Below are 16791 nucleotides of genomic sequence, written 5' to 3'. Positions count from 1 at the left end.
AGTTCAATTTCACTCACTAAAGTTAATCAGTCGAATTTGAGCAATGGAGGATAAAAAATGGTTACTGAATACGCTTTGAGGATGGGTGATGGTAAAAGAATCTACCTCACGAAAGAAAAAATCCTCAGTGAAATCGAATCAGGCTCAGCAAATGCTGCTGATCTGGGAGAAATCCCTGATCTCAGTGCTAATGAAATCGACAAGCTTGCCGAAATCCTTATGATGCCCGGAAAAGCCGTCAGTGTCGAGCAGGGTATGGAAGTACCGGTCACTCACGACATCGGGACCCTCAGGCTTGACGGTGACCAGGGCAACAGTGGAGTTGGCATCCCTTCAAGCCGGCTTGTCGGCTGCATGGTGCATGAAAGAGCTTTTGGTGCAGATACGATGGAACTCGGGCACATTGACTATAGTTTCAAGCCGGTAAAGCCTGTTGTTGCAAACGAGTGCCAGGCAATGGAAGCCTGCCAGCAGAATATGATCATTCCTCTCTTTTACGGCGCAATGCCGAACATGGGACTTTATTATACTCCTGACGGCCCCTTCGAAAACCCGGGCGACTTAATGAAGATGTTCAAGATCGATAAAGCACAGAAATCCATGGAACATGCAGCCGAACATCTTACAAGGGATACCGTATGGGTTATGCAAAAGCTTCTTGCCTCCGGAGCTGATGGCGTCAATTTTGACACAACTGCTGCAGCCGGAGATGCCGATATGTATGGCACACTCAGTGCAGTTGAAATCCTGAGGGCTCAATTTCCGGAGATGTATATCGAAGTTGGCATGGCAGGAGAGATGGTGCTCGGTATGCATGGAGAACTGGAATACGATGGCGTGCGCCTTGCAGGGCTCTGGCCTCATGAACAAGCACCTCTTGCAGCAAAAGCAGGAGCAAACGTTTTCGGACCCGTATGCAATACCAATACCAGTAAGACTTCTCCGTGGAATCTGGCACGAGCTGTTACATTCATAAAAGCAGCAGTTGAAATTTCTTCAATCCCCTGCCATGTGAATATGGGCATGGGTGTTGGCGGAATCCCCATGCTTGAGACTCCTCCGATTGATGCCGTTACAAGGGCAAGCAAGGCAATGGTCGAGGTTGCCGGAGTAGACGGCATATAGATCGGGGTCGGCGACCCGCTGGGTATGCCGATTTCCCACATAATGGCTTCAGGAATGACAGGAATGAGAGCAGCAGGCGACCTTGTTGCAAGGATGGAATTCTCAAAGAATATGCGCATCGGAGAGGCAAAGGAGTACGTAGCAAAGAAACTAAATGTCGAAACCAGGGACCTTGCTGACGAACATGTAATGCGCGAGCTCCGTGAGGAACTCGATATTGGAATCATTACCTCAGTTCCGGGTGCAGCCAAAGGCATTGCCGCAAAAATGAACATCGAGAAGCTGCTCGATATAAAGATTAATTCCTGCGAACTCTTCAGGAAACAGATTGCCTGAGAATGATCGGAAAAAAGGTGATTTTATGAGCAACAACCATACTTCGACTTCTGATTCTCAGATCGACTGGCAGCATGCTGAAGAATGCAGCAGGGCAAGCTGTGACTTAAAAGAACTTGAGAGGGCAATCGATTGGAAACAGGGACTTGCAATAGCCCTCGGTGTTCCTTTACTTATCTTGCCTTCAATAGGCTATTTTACGGGTTATGTATGGGCTTTTTCAATAGCTGTCTGGGGCCTTACCATTTTCCTGGGCTTTTTCCAGAACCTGGCTTTCGGAGAGCTTTCAACTGTCTTTCCAAAGGCATCGGGTTTGCCAGGTTATACGCAGACCGTCTTTGGCTCAAGCTCTAACAAAAATAATAAAGGGAAATTTAAATTCGGAAAATTCATCGGCGGTTTCAGCGCTTGGAGCTACTGGTTCGGCTGGAGCCCCGTGCTTGCGATCTATGCAATCCTTATCGGAAGTTACCTTAAAGGTCTTGTTCCCGCTTTCTCCGCTTTTCCGGATACCCTGCTCTCTTTAATGGTCGGAGCAGTAATCTTCGGGTCTCTTGCAGTTATAAACTCTAAAGGGCTCAAAAACGGAGCAAGAGCCGGCTATATCCTGGCTGTGATATCTCTTATTCCTCTAATAGTCATCACGGTTGCACCTTTACTCACAGGGGACTTCCACCTGGCCAATATCACCGGCTCATGGTTCCCGACAGACTGGACCTGGGACCTGGAACATATCCTGATTCTCTTTGGGATTTTTGCAATGGCAGAATGGAGTGCCTGCGCCTGGGAAACAGCAGCTATCTATGGTCCTGAATATAAGAACCCGAATACTGACACTCCAAAAGCCCTTCTGGTCTGCGGAGGGATCTGCCTTGTACTCTATGTTCTTGTTCAGACTTCGGTTATCGGTACGCTCGGAGTTGAAGGTGTACTTTCCGAACCCATATCACCTATGCTTCCCATTGCCAACCTCACGCTTGGCACGTTAGGAGCTTCTATTGCAATTATCATGCTTGTAGGGGCGATGCTCCTTATTATCCAGACAGCTTTTCTTTCATCGGCAAGGTCGATATATTCAATGTCAGTTGAAGGCAACCTGCCTGAATTTCTGAGCAAACTTAACTCTCACGGACATCCGATGAATGCAATGATTGCAGATGCCCTTTTTAACATGTGCCTGATCCTGCTCGGGACTCCGACAGCAATTCTGGCAGCCTCTGCAATCGGATATATCTGCGCAAACGGGATAAGTCTCTATACCTACGTAAAGGTAAGAAACGACCCGGAACTCTCAAAACTTGACAGACCCTTTAAAGCCCCAAAAGGCTGGAAAAGTGTAGCAATGGTAACTGCAGTTTTGAATATCCCGTTCTTTCTTGTGGGTATAATTTACCTCAACAGCCTCGAACTTGGATGGGCTACAACCGGAGTCGGCTTTTTCGTGCTCTGTCTTTATGTCCCGCTGTGGTTCTACTCTCAGAGAGAGGTAAAAAGAGTTGCTGAGGCAAAAGAAAAAAAAGCTGCAGAAAAAGAGGTTATTTTATCCGAAATCTCTACATGAAAAACAAATCTGCATTAAAACCTGCACTAAAATCTGATTAAAAACCGAAACTTTAACGTGAGAAGAGATCCGAAAATGCTTCCCTGAAATCACTACTTCAGGGAAGCATTTTCGGACTAAAATTCAGAGGAGTATAAAAGTAACGGAAAGGAGTATAAAGTAACGGAATAATTAAGCCAGTCTGCTGAATTGTTATTCCAGCATCCATTTCCATACCGAGTTAATTACTATTCTTTTCTTTTCTCCGTCCTTTCCATCTATTTCCATAACTCCTTCATCGTCCATTGTAAGGATAAGCCCTTCTTTAAGCCCGAACTCTTCCATTGCTTCCATAAGCCCGAGGACTTCCCGTTCCCTTACTGCAGAACCTCCGAAGCAGACAGAGACCTGAACCGCAGTCGTAACAGTCTGGCTGTCTTTTTCACATATAAGGAAATCGCATTCTCTCTTGCCACGGAAATAAGAGATCTCCTTGCCCTTCCTTAGCAGTTCAAGAAATACAATGTTTTCAAATCTTAAGCCAAGGCTATCCGGATAATTGGGAAATACTGATTTGAAGAAACCTGTGTCTCCAGCATACACTTTATACGGGACTTCTTTTCCATTTTCGTTTTCTCTTCCGTTTTCCGATTTTTCAAATCCGTGATTAAACATGGGGACCCGGAACAGCAAAAAAGCTTCTTCCAGATAGTCCAGATAGTTACTAATAGTGTTTTCGCTGTTGATCCCACTCACTTTTTTCAAAGTATCCATGCAGTATTCCGATGCCATGTTCGAGATCAGGAAAACTGCAAGGTTTTTCAACCCGTCTGGATCCTGAATATTATGCCTGGCAATGATCTCCTTTCGCAGGATTTCCTCAAAAAACTGCCTGGAAAGCCTGAAGTCTCCGTTACTGATTACCTCCGGAAAGCCGCCGGTTTCAAAATAGCGCAGGAACAGACATAGCATTTCATCGCACCTGGAAGGTGTAAGGAAGTTAGGCCTTGGGACCATTAGACCATTCAGGATAAGATATTCTTTAAAGGAAAAAGGCAGAAGCCTGAGAGTCCTTATCCTGTTTGAAAAGCGAGAAGAGATATCCTGAGTCATGAGACTTGAGGACGAAGATGTTATAAACACCTTTGCTCCACCGCATTGAAGCCTGTCAATCCAGTCCTCCCAGCCAGAGAAATTCTGGATTTCATCAAGGAAATAGCAGGTCGGTCCGGCAGGCCTTTCCTCATAAGACTTATCTTCATTTTCAAACCCTTCTTCATCTCCAGATCCTTTTCTATAAAATTCAGCTGCAATTTCTTCGATTTCCTGAAGGCTTTCAGGTTCCATTTCTTTAAACCTGCTGTCTTCAAAATTAATGTAAATCTTCATACACTGCACAAGGTCTGCGACCTGCCTCAGGAAGGAAGTCTTACCTGCATGGAGTGGACCACAGATCACATTGATCTCGCTCCCGTCCAGACATGGGAAAACTGGAATGTAGCGTGAGATTATATCAGAGGGGTTTTGGAAAAATTTTTGGTGGTCAAGAACCAGGGGAAGAAGTTCAAGTCTTTGCATATAATCAGAATAATTTGTGAGGTAAAACTATATAGTTATTCTGGCAGAGACCACAATTTCATGAAAAGGCTAAATATATACTGGCCTTAAAAGTAGAAACTAAATCGTAAAGAGGAAAGCGAATTGTGTTTTTGATTAAGCGAATATCAGATAATTTCTTTCATATCCAGATAATCTCTTTCTAAATGCACTGAAAAACGGATTTTTTTGGTCTTTAACCAGTTTATTGCCCGGAATAATTAAATGGCTTCAACTTGATGCCTGTTCTAAAATTATCAAATATAAATTTATGAAAGTAGTAACGAAAGATTTTTTTTAATAGATGAAGTTATCTGATCAAGTCAGTTGAAAGTGGTTTAACTTAAAAAAATAGCTCAAAAGTATTTGTGAAAAAAAAGTATATAGTTGTATTAATCTTTAAAAAAATCTATTTAAACTTTTAATCTTTTTTAGGCTCATATACTGTTTTCTTTTTCCCGCATCTTTCGCATACAAAATACTTTTCCCTTACGTTTGAAGCATAGACATTCAAACCTCCGCTTCTTTTCCATTTATGAAGCCCTATGAAGCACAAAATGTTTTTTCCTGAAATTTTTCCAGAAACTCTTGATGGAGCTCTATAAGCCAAGTAACCACTCCTGGGTTGTCAATGAATCTTTCTAACCTGAAATCTCTATGACCTGAGAGTTCAAGTAAGTTACCAGACTTCCTTTTTTACTATAACGCTGTTAAAAGATAAGGAAAAAAGCTTCGTTGAAGAAAAGGTTAGGGCACGAAGGAGTGACTGCAAGCAATCGTTTACCTATTAATTGTTTAATTGCTTGTAGAATTTTTTAAACTGGACATTCCCTCGATAGATTTGAAGTCTCTTTAACCCGTTTTTGTCAGTTAATTCATTTTTCCGAATTTTTCTCTATTTTTTCCCGGTTTTTCTGTCCTGATTTGAAATAAAAGCATTCTTATCACAGGATACATTTGTTATACTTTTTTATTCTGAAAATATTTATATATTAGAAGTAGGAACAATACTGTAGTATCCCCTTAAATAAAGGGATATGACAAAAATGCTCTACACCTCAGTATCGCATCCATATCCATCCCTGGCTATTGGTAAGTCGTTCAGGTGCCGGGCAAAGAAAAGGACAGAAAAAACGGATATCAGGCACAAAAGATGTGGTAGAAAAAATATTGGAAAAAAGATGTGGTAGAAAGTATGTGCTAAAAAATGTATGGTAGAAAACCGAGCTGCCTCAAAAATAATAAAGACCTGAGAGTTCCGGAGGAAAGGAAAAATCAAAAGGATGAAGCAAGCAGAGACATTTTTTAAAAGCATCTCAAAGCTGTAAATGTCAACGCCTCAAACAGATATAGCAGTTAAAATCTACTGTTTGCCTCAACCCTGAACTTGTTTTTCAACCTTTCCTCTTTCCTTTTCGTTCTTCAGGTTCAGAAAAATAATAAAGATGTGAAAAATTCATCCTGATTCTTGGATTTTATTAATTTTGATTAACAAGGGAGTTTAAAAAGCTCTATAAAACAAGAAAAGTTTACAAATTGACCTTCGTTTTTGCTTTAATCCTGTTTCTAAATTAAAAATTATTGATTTCTTTTAATGGTTAGTCTGGAAAGTTATTTATAATAATAAAAGCCAATCATAAAACGTATTCCTTGATGAAGGAATATATAATTAAGTTCTTCGCTACCATTACGATCATCGCTCCACCCTGGCGTCAAATGAGTGGGTCGTTTCATAGATGGGCGAAGAACTGAAAGAAAATTGGGCAATAGATGATTAGAAAGTGGTAGAGTAAGGCTAAAGGCCTTATATTAGATGCGGTGGGAAGGCAGGACAGGTTTGATCAAACGGTATCCTTTCAGATTGATGCCTCATCAGGTGCCGTACTTACGCCTCAAATTGTGCGGTACTCGGATACATATCTGCCTGACAGCTATTTTTGGCCTTTCCACCATTTCTGCCGACCTTTAACTGTTTTTCTTCTTAACAAAAAGAGATTTTCGTTTTTCTATATCCACATAAAATTCAGCATACCCGCAGTCTGAACAAACATGCACTTTAAATTCACGCATAGGGCCGGAAAAATAGCATTCGTTATCAGACTCATAACCTATACGTTCTCCAATTATATGGCCTGTATCGAGATTTTCACTCCCACATTTCGGGCATTTTCCCTTTTTCATTTTGCATTACCCCACATCATTAATGAGATTTGGCTTTGTATAAATCCTCGAAAGTAGTTTTTTACGGAGAAGTAAAAAATCGGATTGCAAAATTTTCCATAATTTTTTGCCCCACAAAATGAATAAGCATTCATATTCGCATCCAATAATTATATTTGTCATCAAATAAATATATTAACGTCGGTGAGATTCCATTCAATTAGCATTCCCAAAAAGTTCTGGAAGCTGAAATGCAGATTCTTTCAACTTTTTTGTTATTGTTCATTCTCAAGTCATTTTCTAGATCCTTAAAGAGCTGCTTTTTCATTCAATGGTTCAGATGAGGCGATAAAAGGTTCAAATGAATCTAAAACTTAAACAAAATTTTAGAAAAAGCAGGTAATATTCCTAGAAAAAGCAGGTATTGCTTCTGGAGATTGCTGAATTTAGATTACTATAAGACCAGATGACCTGATTAAGAAATATCAGATAATTCCTAACATCCCGAGTAATTCTTTAGCCCACTTCAGTTTCTTTTTCTTAACAGGATTCACTTCAGGGTCTTCAAAATCAAATCCAGTCAGCTTAATGTTGCTGGCTCCGAATTCTTTTGCCACAAAAGCGCAGCGATCTCCATCGCTAAACCCGCCGAAGTTGTAGACATTATCAAAAGGCCTTGCCTGGGTAGTTGCAACAAAGCGTTTAAATCTGGGCACGTATTTTTCCAGCTTATCCATATTATCCCCGTGGGCATGGATCAGGACAATCGAACCCTGTTCACAGGCGTAGATCTCTTTTTCAATGTCAGCTTCGGAATTCCCGTCAAGGTCGGTACAGATGACTTCAGGTACGCAACCCATGTCCGTAAGAACGGCAGCAGCTCCGTCAGCTGCAATTATAACAAAAGCAGATAGATCGTTTTCTGAAAGTTCAGCCCTGAGTCCGGGAGCGTTCCCGCAGACCATGACATACTTTCCTGAAATCTTATCTTTGAGTTCGGAGAGGCTGACAGAATTATCCTCTGTCAGCATACGGGAAAGAAAACACGCTGCCTCTTCATCACCGCTACGGTCAAACCCGAAGTCTTCAAGGATACTTTCGTAAATTGGCTCCCAGGCAGCAAAGTCCATATCAATCGCTTCTTTCCTGTTTTTAATTTATGACTATTTTTAGTTTCTGAAATCAGATTTTCTTATTTATCTTTCTTCTAAACCAGATTGCCAGTCATTTCTTTGCAATTCCCATCTTCATGGCGATGCCTTCGACGTCCCAGTCCTTCACAAGGGCTCCAGAGACCTCGATTTCGCTGCCCAGGTCAAAGACATCTGCTCTAACCTCTTCTGCAATCAGGTCCTTCAGGGTTTCAACGAGCTTTAAGACCCTTTCGTCTTCGATCCGGACAGAGGCACGGATGTTTTCATCCACAACAAGGTCGAGTTCCTTTCTCATGTCCTGGAGCCTGCGGATTACTTCCCTTGCATATCCCTCGGCTTCGAGTTCGGAGGTCAGATTTGCATCCACATAGACAAGTCCTGCATCGGATTCCGCACTGGCCGTACCTTCGGGCAGGGTCTCTTTGAAGTTTGCCATACCTGGGGTAACTTTGACGGTGGTTCCGTCGGCAAGGGTAAGCTCGAACTCACCTTTTTCGGCAAAAGCCTTCTTTAAAGCAAAACCATCGACTTTCTGCAGGGCAGGAATTACTTTTCCGGCATCCTTCTTGAACACAGGTCCGATCTTGCCGGGGTCAGGGATAACCTCAAGCCCGAGTTCATCCCAGCTCTTGCCCACACCTGTAAGCACAATGTCTTTGGAATTGGTCTGATCCATAAGGACAGAGCGCAGCCTGTCAACTGCTTTTGCTGCCTCTTCACTTTCAGGGGAGACAACAATTCTGGAGATGGGCCACCTGAGCTTTCTTCCTGCCTTCTGGCGGGCGTTTGAGGCAGCTTCCACAATTGAGCGGGCGGTGTTCATGGCCGTTTCAAGTTCCGGGTCAAGATACGCTTCATTAACTGTCGGCCAGTCGCACATATGGACCGACTCAGGGGCATTCGGGTCCACGTTCCTTATCAGGTTCTGATACATCTCCTCAGCAAGGTAAGGCATGAAAGGCGAGATCAATTTTGTTATGGTCACATATACCTCATAAAGCACACAGTAAGCTGCAAGCTTGTCAGGATCATCAGCCTCGGTCCAGGTTCTCGGGCGGATAAGCTGGATGTACCAGCGTGAAAGGTCTTCGAGGGCAAACTCCATGATCTCACGAACCGCTTTATGCAATAGATACCCGCTCATGGCTTCATCCACAGCTTTTACCACGGACTGGGCCCTTGATAGAATCCATTTGTCTTCTTCCCGCAGGGCATCTTTTACGGAGTCAAGGCTGACCTGCATCGGGTCAAAGTTATCGAGTGCCATATACGGCAACGGGAACCTGAAAACGTTCCAGAGGATATTGATCGAGCGGTGGATGGTCTCCACTTCTTCCATATTGAACTTGAGGTCGTCCCAGGGTGCACTTGAAGAAAGCACGTAGGCACGCAGGGTATCTGCCCCGAACCTGTCTATAATATCCAGAGGAGAGATCACGTTTCCAAGGCTCTTGGACATCTTCTTTCCACCTGCATCAAGCGTAAACCCGTGCATGAGCACACTCTTATAAGGAGCACGTCCAAAGCCAACCATGCTTGCTCCAAGCTGAGAATAGAACCAGCCGCGTGTCTGGTCGTGCCCTTCGGTGATAAAGTCAGCAGGCCACCACTCGTCAAACTGCTCTCGTGTCTGCGGGAACTTCAGGGTTGCCCAGGAAGCTACAGCCGAGTCGAACCAGACGTCAAAGACGTCTTCTACACGCTTTTTCTCTCCACCGCACTCACAGGGTATGGTTACTTTGTCTACGTAAGGACGGTGCAGTTCGATATCGCCGTTTAATCCCGCCTTTTCCAGAAGTTCGGCTTTTGTGCCTATTACCTCAAGATTTCCGCACTTCCTGCACTTCCAGACAGGAATTGGAATTCCCCAGTATCGCTGCCTGGAAATACACCAGTCTCTGGCACCCTCAACCCATGTTCTGAAACGAGCTGAACCTGCCCAGTCAGGGTACCAGTCAACAGCATCGATTTCCTCAAGCATTCTGTCTTTGATCTCGGTAACCTTGAGGAACCACTGTTCGGTTGCAAGGTAGATGATAGGAGTCTTGCAGCGCCAGCAGTGCCCGTACCTGTGAGTTACTGTACCTTCGGCAAGGAGCCTGTTGCGGGCCTTGAGGTCTTCGATGACAATGGGGTTTGCTTCCCTTACGTTTTTACCTTCGTATTCCCCGGCTTCTTCGGTATAGGAACCGTTTGAGCCCACAGGGCAGAGGATCGGAAGTTTATGCTTTACACCAAGGTTGAAGTCGTCCATACCGTGCCCTGGTGCAATATGTACACAGCCGGTATTTTCCACAGTTACGAAATCTGCAAGATAGACACCGTGTTTTATCCTGTTTTGGACAGGCACCAGGTCCCCAACAGGGCTTTCGTACTCAAGCTTTGTGAGCTCTTCTCCGAGCATGGTCTCAAGAATTTCAAAGTCCACATACCTGCCCTGCTTGAGGACGTTTCTGATAAGGTCTGTAGCTGCTATCAGAATCTCTTCCGAGCCGTCCTGCCTGATCGCCCTGAATTTAGAGTATTCGTAAGCCGGATGAACAGCTACGGCTACGTTTGCCGGAATTGTCCATGGGGTGGTTGTCCAGATAACTATGAAAGTGTTCTCTTCGCCTTTGACCTTGAACTTAACATAAATCGAGGGGTCGGTCCTCTCGGAATATTCAACCTCGGAGTCTGCAATTGCAGTCTCACAGCGCGGACACCAGTTTACCGAACGTTTTCCCACATCAAGGAGGTTCTTCTCACTTGCCTGCTTGAGGGTCCACCAGGCAGCTTCGATATAATCGTCTTTCAAGGTCATGTAAGGGTCTTCCCACTGAAGCCAGACCCCAAGCCTCTGGAACTGCTCGGTCATTGCCTGTTTCTGCGTGAGGGCAAATTCCTTGCATTTTTCTATGAAATTTTCTACTCCGAAGCTCTCGATATCCTTCTTGGACTTGAATCCGAGAACACCTTCGACCTTAACCTCAATTGGGAGGCCGTGCATATCCCAGCCAGGGCGCTCAAGAATATGGCGGTTATTCATGGAATAATAGCGGAGAATGGAATCTTTAATGATCTTATTCCAGGCAGTCCCCAGGTGAATATGTCCTGTAGTGTACGGGGGGCCGTCAACAAAAAAAAGCCTTTTTCCGGTCTTGCGGTGCTCCCGGGTTTTTCGATAGGCATCGCTGTCTTCCCAGAACTGCGTTACTTTTTTTTCTATTTGTTCTGCATCGTATTTGGCAGTGATTTCTTTTATCATATGGGAGTCTCCCTGATGAAAGATAAATTGAAGTAAGCTGTCTATTCAGTTCTGTCCTGCAGCTTATAGACAGTCTTTATAAATAACTCTTTATAAACAACTCTTGATAAACTACTAATCAGTAAGTATGACAGACCAGTGCTGACAACTTTAACATTGACATTCTGATACCGATATTGACTGTCAGTAAGACGTACATTTAGAGTAAACTACCGGTCAGTGTATATAAATATCTGACTAATCTGACTAATGACAAATCTCTGATAGGTAAGGTATCAAATCTCTGATAGGTAAGGTATCAAATCTATTAAAGTATATTTAATATCTGTTTTTAATGTCTGCTACCAGCCGTTTATGTACTGTACCTCAGACAAATATTTGACGTACAAAAACCCTACCCGGAAAATCAGATCTGCGAATTTCAGGGGAATAAGAGGACCTGCTGCACGCCAATCAGTCTATTCAGTATTACTGTACTTAATTTAAGCTTTATTGTGATCACAGAAAATCGGAGATTTTCTGGGAGTTGCGATGTAATCGCAACAGCACGAGTTCCTTTTCGCTTGGCTTAAGAGGACTGAAAGAGAGTTAAATTACAGGTGATTCTTACCCGGCCAACCATATTATATTCGCTATACTGGACCGGTCTTGCCCCGCTCGGCGCAGGAGAGCGGTCTTTTCCACAAAAAACGAAAAAGAAAGCTGAAATTAAAATTCAAAGCATGAAAACAATAGATAGAAACGATAACAAACTGACAAATCTACTCGAAAATAAATAAAAAATAGCAAGAAATTTGGAGAGAGCAGAATGAAACAGGATTAAACTAGATCTGAAAAATGCTTTTTCTATCTTTGTCTTATTGTTTGCTAATTTTTTCAAATTTCTTCCTTCTTATCTTTCTCGTTTGGGAAGGACCGCCAGATATGTTGGCGAGATCTCCAATATCATGTGAGTTGAAACGCCTTTTTCTAGAATAGTTTTAACTGAAAAAAAGAGATAAAAAGGAGGATTTAATTCCCCCTCTTAAAACCTAATTGTAGAGATAAATCTTAAACATAGAAGAACTGAGAAGTCTTTTTTTTCTATATGGGCTAAACTCGTGTATAGCAAAGCAAAATTTTCAATACCTTTTTTCAATACCTTATTATTATGCCTGCCACAATATTATTTTACAACCTATCTCATATTTCATTTACAGCTTTACTTTAACTTCTTCTTACTTTCTAAGGGTTTTCCACATTACAGCAATTTTCTCTATTTCAATATGTGTGTAGCCTTCTTCTTTTATGGTCCATTTAAGGCTCAGGACTCCGTCATTGCATTCTGCAGCTATTCCCCTGTATGTTGTGTTTCCCCCAATGTCAATTTCTACTTCTTTGCCCAGATAGTACTTTTCAATGAATTCCTGCTTCATCCTTATCAACTCCAAATTTTCATTCTTCGGTTACAGAGAGACCTGTGTGGTGTTTACCCAGTATAGTTAGTATCAGGAAGGTATATTATAACTTAAAAAACAGGAATTCTGAACAGAAATCAGGATAAAATAAGAAAGGAAGTATAAAAAAGAAAATGCGTAAAAAGAAGAGGTTGCCAGTGTTATTGGATTCCTCTCTTATATGGTCGAAAAAGTTAAACATCCTCCAGGCCTCTGGAGGTTTTAAATTGTTTTAGATAGAAGGGTCCGGACCACCTGATCCCGGCCCGTTTGGTTCCGGCACATATTGTTCCATTGAAGACTGCTCCATATCGCCTGGTTCTGTCCCTGTCCCTATTTCAGGTTTTCCTTTGAATTCGTCAAAGAATGGAATATTTGCCCCGGCAAACCAGGCTTCAAGGAAGCTAAGCAAGTGGTACTTCAGGTAGACTGCAAATGGCACACTCAGAAAGATCAAAGTGACGAAAACCAGCAGTATCTCTACAATCACGAATGGGATCAGGAGTATCCAGCTATAGGGCTCCGATACTAAAGCCGAGAAGATAAAATAAAGGACCCCGTCAATAATAAGGAAAATAATCACCGACGCCAGTATAATCAGTCCGAACAGGATAAGTGCCAGGATGGCTATCCCGATTCCAATAAGGAACCTGATAAACCAGTAAACAAGCACTTCCTGCCAGCTCTTTCTGAAACTCCTGTATACCATACGGAAAGCCGAAAGAATTCCTGTTTCCCTGTAAATAGAAAGAGGGATTGCAAGGCTTAAGAAAGAGCTTACGACTGATCCTATCAGGACAAGCAGGATAATTACGCCAAAAAACCAGAACATCCCACCTATGAGAGCAGACACTTTAAAGTCAGAGGACTCTGTAAGAAATACCGGGACAAAAGGCAGCAAAGCCAGTACGAAAAGTATAACGAAAATAAGTCCCAGGGCCAGACGTATCAGCAGGAGGTTGAAACCCTTTCCCATGAATTTTTTAAAGTAAGCCCGGAGACGCACCTCGTTCCTTACCAGAGATTCTACAAAAACAAACTCCATAACACTGGAAATATATGAAAAAAGAAGAACGAAAAGAATAAAGAAAACTAATGCAGTAGCTATAATTGCCAGGGAAGATACAGAATCAATATAACCAAGACCAAGTCCGGATATACCGGAAGGGAAATCAGGTATATCTCCAGGATCTCCAGGTTCAATACTTGGAAAATCATTTCCGTAGTTATCGGAGGGTTGATAATGGGTTCCGGAGCCTCCGTAGTTAGACCCCATGCTACCAATGAAAAAAATGATGATTGCAAGCTTTACCCATTTCCAGAAATCAAAAGGTTCGAAAAGAGCTTTTTTTGTCCTCGTAAAAGCTCTATCCACCGCATCTATTGCATACCAGCTCATAATATATAATTTTACTCAGATGATAAATAATTATCCAGAAATCAGACCCGAGATTTTCAGATAGACTTTTAGATCATTTAGATATCAGAGTTCTTTTACTCGATGCATAATATTCGGAAATTTCATACTTTTCTTCCTGTTCCGTTTCACAAAACTAATTTTTCCAAATTCCTTACTTTGTCCGGATACATTAGTTAATCACATCAACCGTATTTTTAGCGGCTTTCAGAACTGTGAGACCTGGAAAGTGCTTCAAAACCTGAAACAACTTCAAACAGCTCCTCGTCAATACCACTTTGCCGCACACGGTAGAATTCTCCTCTAAGATTATTAAGCAACTCATCAATGTTTTTGTCTGCGCGTTGCATCGCTGCTAGCCGGCTCGAATTTTCACTTGCAAGGGACTCGGCACATGCCCTAAAAAGCGAAACGAAAAGGTACTCGCGGATGAGTGCTCGCAAGGTCTCTGTGATATCGCCCATTACCTCAGGCAGCAAGTTTTTGGTTGGCCAGGAAAGTTTGATCAGGTCATCTCGCCATGTTTCATCAAGTGGCAGCAGTCGCTGGCTAACTGGCTCGTAGGTAACTCTGGTTTTGTGGCGGTTGTAATATAGATGAAGTTCAGCATCTTCATCCTGGCTGCGTAATTTCTCATTTTCCACAAGAATTTGCGCTATAAGTGGGGTAATGGCCTTAACCGAATTTGGCACATTATAAAGTCCAATAGGCTGCAAGTCCCCATCTACCAGGCGTGAATAAACACGCTCTCCTACAGCCCAAACCTGAACTTTACCTGTCAAAACTTTCAGTTCCTTGACCGCGTAATCGGTTATTATATCATTAAATTGACCTACAAGCCCCTGGTCCGAACCAAAAACGACAGCTCCAATGAGACGTGCATTCTTTTGCCCTTTTTCTTCTGCCGGGGCTGGCATGAGTGCAATTTTCCGAAAACATAAGCCTAAACCCAGTTCCACTGTGTGATAATAGTCGGATAAAGCACTAACCGATTTTTCATATTGCCCTATGTTCGAGGCTGCCAGGGCTTTCATAGTGCGGACGACAGACTGAAGATCGTTTGCTCTATCTATCTTTGTGCGTAGACTCTGCGTGGTTTCGGTCATGATTTCTCCTTAGCTTCCGGCTCGGACTTTCCTTCAGTTTGGGCTTCTGACTTACTCAATTTTTCTTCAGTCTGGGTCCCTAACTCATGTTTTTCCTCGGTTTTAGCTTCTTCCGGCTTGGATTCGGATTTGGGCTTTGGCTGGTAAGGCTCCAGTGCTTTGCGGGCGATATCAAGGATAGTCTCGCGATCCTTGTCGCTCAATTCTTTATCGCCTTTGAACCGATCGCGTAAATCAGAAGGAATATCTGACACTGCCTTGCGGAGGGCACTCTCAGCCTCTCCCATTTTATCAAGCGGCACATTGTCGAAGAGTTTTGCATTCAATGCAACAAGAATAACAATCTGATCGGGCACGGGTACAGGAGAGTTTTGAGGTTGCTTCAGGAGGGTGCGGACCCGCCTCCCATGCTCAATTACTTTTCGTGTATTTTCATCCAGCCTTGCGCCGAATCTGGTAAACGCTTCGAGCTCTTCAAATTGTGAATAGGCAAGCTTGAGATCTCCAGCCACTGCCCTATAGGCAGCAAGCTGTGCTTTACCGCCTACACGAGAAACGGATTTGCCGACATCAACTGCAGGAAGCACACTCAATTCAAAAAGTGAAGGTGAGAGGTAAATCTGCCCGTCTGTAATTGAAATCAGGTTAGTTGGAATATAGGCGGAAATATTTTGTGCTTCGGTTTCGATAATAGGAAGGGCAGTGAGTGAGCCTCCACCCAGTTCTTTGAGCAGGTGCGTAGACCGCTCCAGCAGTCGCGAGTGAATATAAAAGATGTCACCTGGGTACGCTTCTCTCCCTGGAGGACGGCGAAGTAAAAGGGAAAGTTCTCGATATGCACGCGCATGATTGGTAAGATCGTCGTAAACAATCAGCACGTCCCGACCTGCTTCCATAAAATACTCTGCAATGCTGGTCGCAGCATAAGGAGCAATATAGATTAGTCCGGATGGGTCATTGCCTTCAGTTACAACAACAATCGTGTAATCCATTGCACCCCTTTCCCGTAAGTTTGCCACTGCTCTGGCAACTGCGGATGCACGCTGACCAATAGCACAATAAACACACAATACGTTAAAATTGCGCTGGTTAAGGATAGTATCGATTGCAATTGCGGTTTTGCCAGTCTGGCGGTCCCCTAAAATCAGTTCTCTCTGGCCACGCCCGATAGGAATTAAAGCATCAATAACTTTGATACCTGTCTGGAGAGGCACAGTAACAGGAGATCGATCCATAATTGCCGGACTGGGTCGTTCGATAGGCAAGCGCTTACTGGTAACTATTGGTCCTTTGTCATCAAGTGGACGACCTAGCGGATCAATAACTCGTCCAAGCAATTCTTCGCCTACAGCAACATCCATAACCCGTCGAGTGCGTTCAACTTGATCTCCCGCATGCAGATGTGAGTATTCACCCAGTAGAACGGTACCTATTTCTTTTTCATCAACGTTAAACGCGATCCCGAACAGATCCCCTGGAAATTTTATAAGTTCATCGAAGCCTACAGTAGGAAGGCCGGAAACATTTGCAATGCCTGTAGAGACTGTCAAAATACTGCCAACCTCTTGCGGAGCAAGCTTCGGGGTTACTGATTCCCTGGCTTGACCTATTTCGGTGAAAACTTTATCAAAAATATTCTTAAGACTTTCAGGTTCCATGTTCATTGGCTCTTTA

10 protein-coding genes and 1 pseudogene are annotated in these 16791 nt (G+C 43.2%); 2 read left to right on the top strand and 9 right to left on the bottom strand.

Features of this window, described 5'->3' with window-relative positions:
- The first annotated feature begins 57 nt into the window (after window positions 1-57).
- Both mtbB and MSHOH_RS11325 read left to right on the top strand, forming a co-directional pair.
- Window positions 58-1461: pseudogene (mtbB, locus tag MSHOH_RS11335) on the top strand ([dimethylamine--corrinoid protein] Co-methyltransferase).
- 25 nt (window positions 1462-1486) lie between these two features.
- The gene (locus MSHOH_RS11325; protein ID WP_048143405.1) at window positions 1487-3022 is read left to right on the top strand and encodes an APC family permease; all 1536 of its coding nucleotides are present in this window, start codon (window positions 1487-1489) and stop codon (window positions 3020-3022) included.
- Between the two features lie 192 nt (window positions 3023-3214).
- Here the strand turns inward: MSHOH_RS11325 and MSHOH_RS11320 are convergent, their stop codons facing one another.
- From MSHOH_RS11320 to MSHOH_RS11275, 9 genes are all read right to left on the bottom strand, one after another.
- Complete coding sequence (locus MSHOH_RS11320; protein ID WP_048139713.1) at window positions 3215-4579, bottom strand: ATP-binding protein; 1365 nt, start codon at window positions 4577-4579, stop codon at window positions 3215-3217.
- Window positions 4580-5018: 439 nt separating this feature from the next.
- The gene (locus MSHOH_RS11315; RefSeq protein ID WP_048139711.1) at window positions 5019-5207 is read right to left on the bottom strand and encodes a hypothetical protein; all 189 of its coding nucleotides are present in this window, start codon (window positions 5205-5207) and stop codon (window positions 5019-5021) included.
- A gap of 1355 nt (window positions 5208-6562) precedes the next feature.
- Window positions 6563-6778, bottom strand: a complete 216-nt coding sequence (locus tag MSHOH_RS11310; RefSeq protein WP_048139709.1) for a zinc ribbon domain-containing protein — start codon at window positions 6776-6778, stop codon at window positions 6563-6565.
- A 464-nt stretch (window positions 6779-7242) separates the two neighbouring features.
- On the bottom strand, window positions 7243-7887 hold the full coding sequence (locus MSHOH_RS11305; RefSeq protein WP_048139707.1) for a 6-hydroxymethylpterin diphosphokinase MptE-like protein: 645 nt from the start codon (window positions 7885-7887) through the stop codon (window positions 7243-7245).
- A gap of 94 nt (window positions 7888-7981) precedes the next feature.
- Window positions 7982-11158: an isoleucine--tRNA ligase gene (gene ileS, locus MSHOH_RS11300; RefSeq protein WP_048139705.1), complete on the bottom strand. Its 3177-nt coding sequence runs from the start codon at window positions 11156-11158 to the stop codon at window positions 7982-7984.
- Between the two features lie 1217 nt (window positions 11159-12375).
- Window positions 12376-12573 (bottom strand): MM0924 family protein, encoded by a 198-nt coding sequence (locus MSHOH_RS11290; protein ID WP_048139701.1) that lies wholly within the window; start codon window positions 12571-12573, stop codon window positions 12376-12378.
- 253 nt (window positions 12574-12826) lie between these two features.
- A complete protein-coding gene (locus MSHOH_RS11285; RefSeq protein WP_204245308.1) occupies window positions 12827-13993 on the bottom strand; it encodes a DUF7544 domain-containing protein in 1167 nt (388 codons plus the stop codon).
- 215 nt (window positions 13994-14208) lie between these two features.
- Window positions 14209-15117: a F0F1 ATP synthase subunit gamma gene (locus MSHOH_RS11280; RefSeq protein WP_048139700.1), complete on the bottom strand. Its 909-nt coding sequence runs from the start codon at window positions 15115-15117 to the stop codon at window positions 14209-14211.
- The gene (locus tag MSHOH_RS11275) at window positions 15114-16775 is read right to left on the bottom strand and encodes an alternate F1F0 ATPase, F1 subunit alpha (protein WP_082089489.1); all 1662 of its coding nucleotides are present in this window, start codon (window positions 16773-16775) and stop codon (window positions 15114-15116) included. Before MSHOH_RS11275 ends, MSHOH_RS11280 begins: the two co-directional genes overlap by 4 nt.
- Window positions 16776-16791: the final 16 nt, after the last annotated feature.

Source organism: Methanosarcina horonobensis HB-1 = JCM 15518, assembly GCF_000970285.1.
Taxonomy (GTDB): Archaea; Halobacteriota; Methanosarcinia; order Methanosarcinales; family Methanosarcinaceae; genus Methanosarcina; species Methanosarcina horonobensis.
Note: the sequence above shows the minus strand (reverse complement) of the source record. Positions and strands in the feature narration are given on the sequence as shown.

Coding starts and splice junctions, on each gene's coding strand:
- MSHOH_RS11325 (WP_048143405.1), top strand. CDS start 1,487: ATGAGCAACAACCATACTTCGACTTCTGATTCTCAGATCGACTGGCAG.
- MSHOH_RS11290 (WP_048139701.1), bottom strand. CDS start 12,573: ATGAAGCAGGAATTCATTGAAAAGTACTATCTGGGCAAAGAAGTAGAA.
- MSHOH_RS11305 (WP_048139707.1), bottom strand. CDS start 7,887: ATGGACTTTGCTGCCTGGGAGCCAATTTACGAAAGTATCCTTGAAGAC.
- MSHOH_RS11285 (WP_204245308.1), bottom strand. CDS start 13,993: ATGAGCTGGTATGCAATAGATGCGGTGGATAGAGCTTTTACGAGGACA.
- MSHOH_RS11320 (WP_048139713.1), bottom strand. CDS start 4,579: ATGCAAAGACTTGAACTTCTTCCCCTGGTTCTTGACCACCAAAAATTT.
- MSHOH_RS11275 (WP_082089489.1), bottom strand. CDS start 16,775: ATGGAACCTGAAAGTCTTAAGAATATTTTTGATAAAGTTTTCACCGAA.
- MSHOH_RS11310 (WP_048139709.1), bottom strand. CDS start 6,778: ATGAAAAAGGGAAAATGCCCGAAATGTGGGAGTGAAAATCTCGATACA.
- ileS (WP_048139705.1), bottom strand. CDS start 11,158: ATGATAAAAGAAATCACTGCCAAATACGATGCAGAACAAATAGAAAAA.
- MSHOH_RS11280 (WP_048139700.1), bottom strand. CDS start 15,117: ATGACCGAAACCACGCAGAGTCTACGCACAAAGATAGATAGAGCAAAC.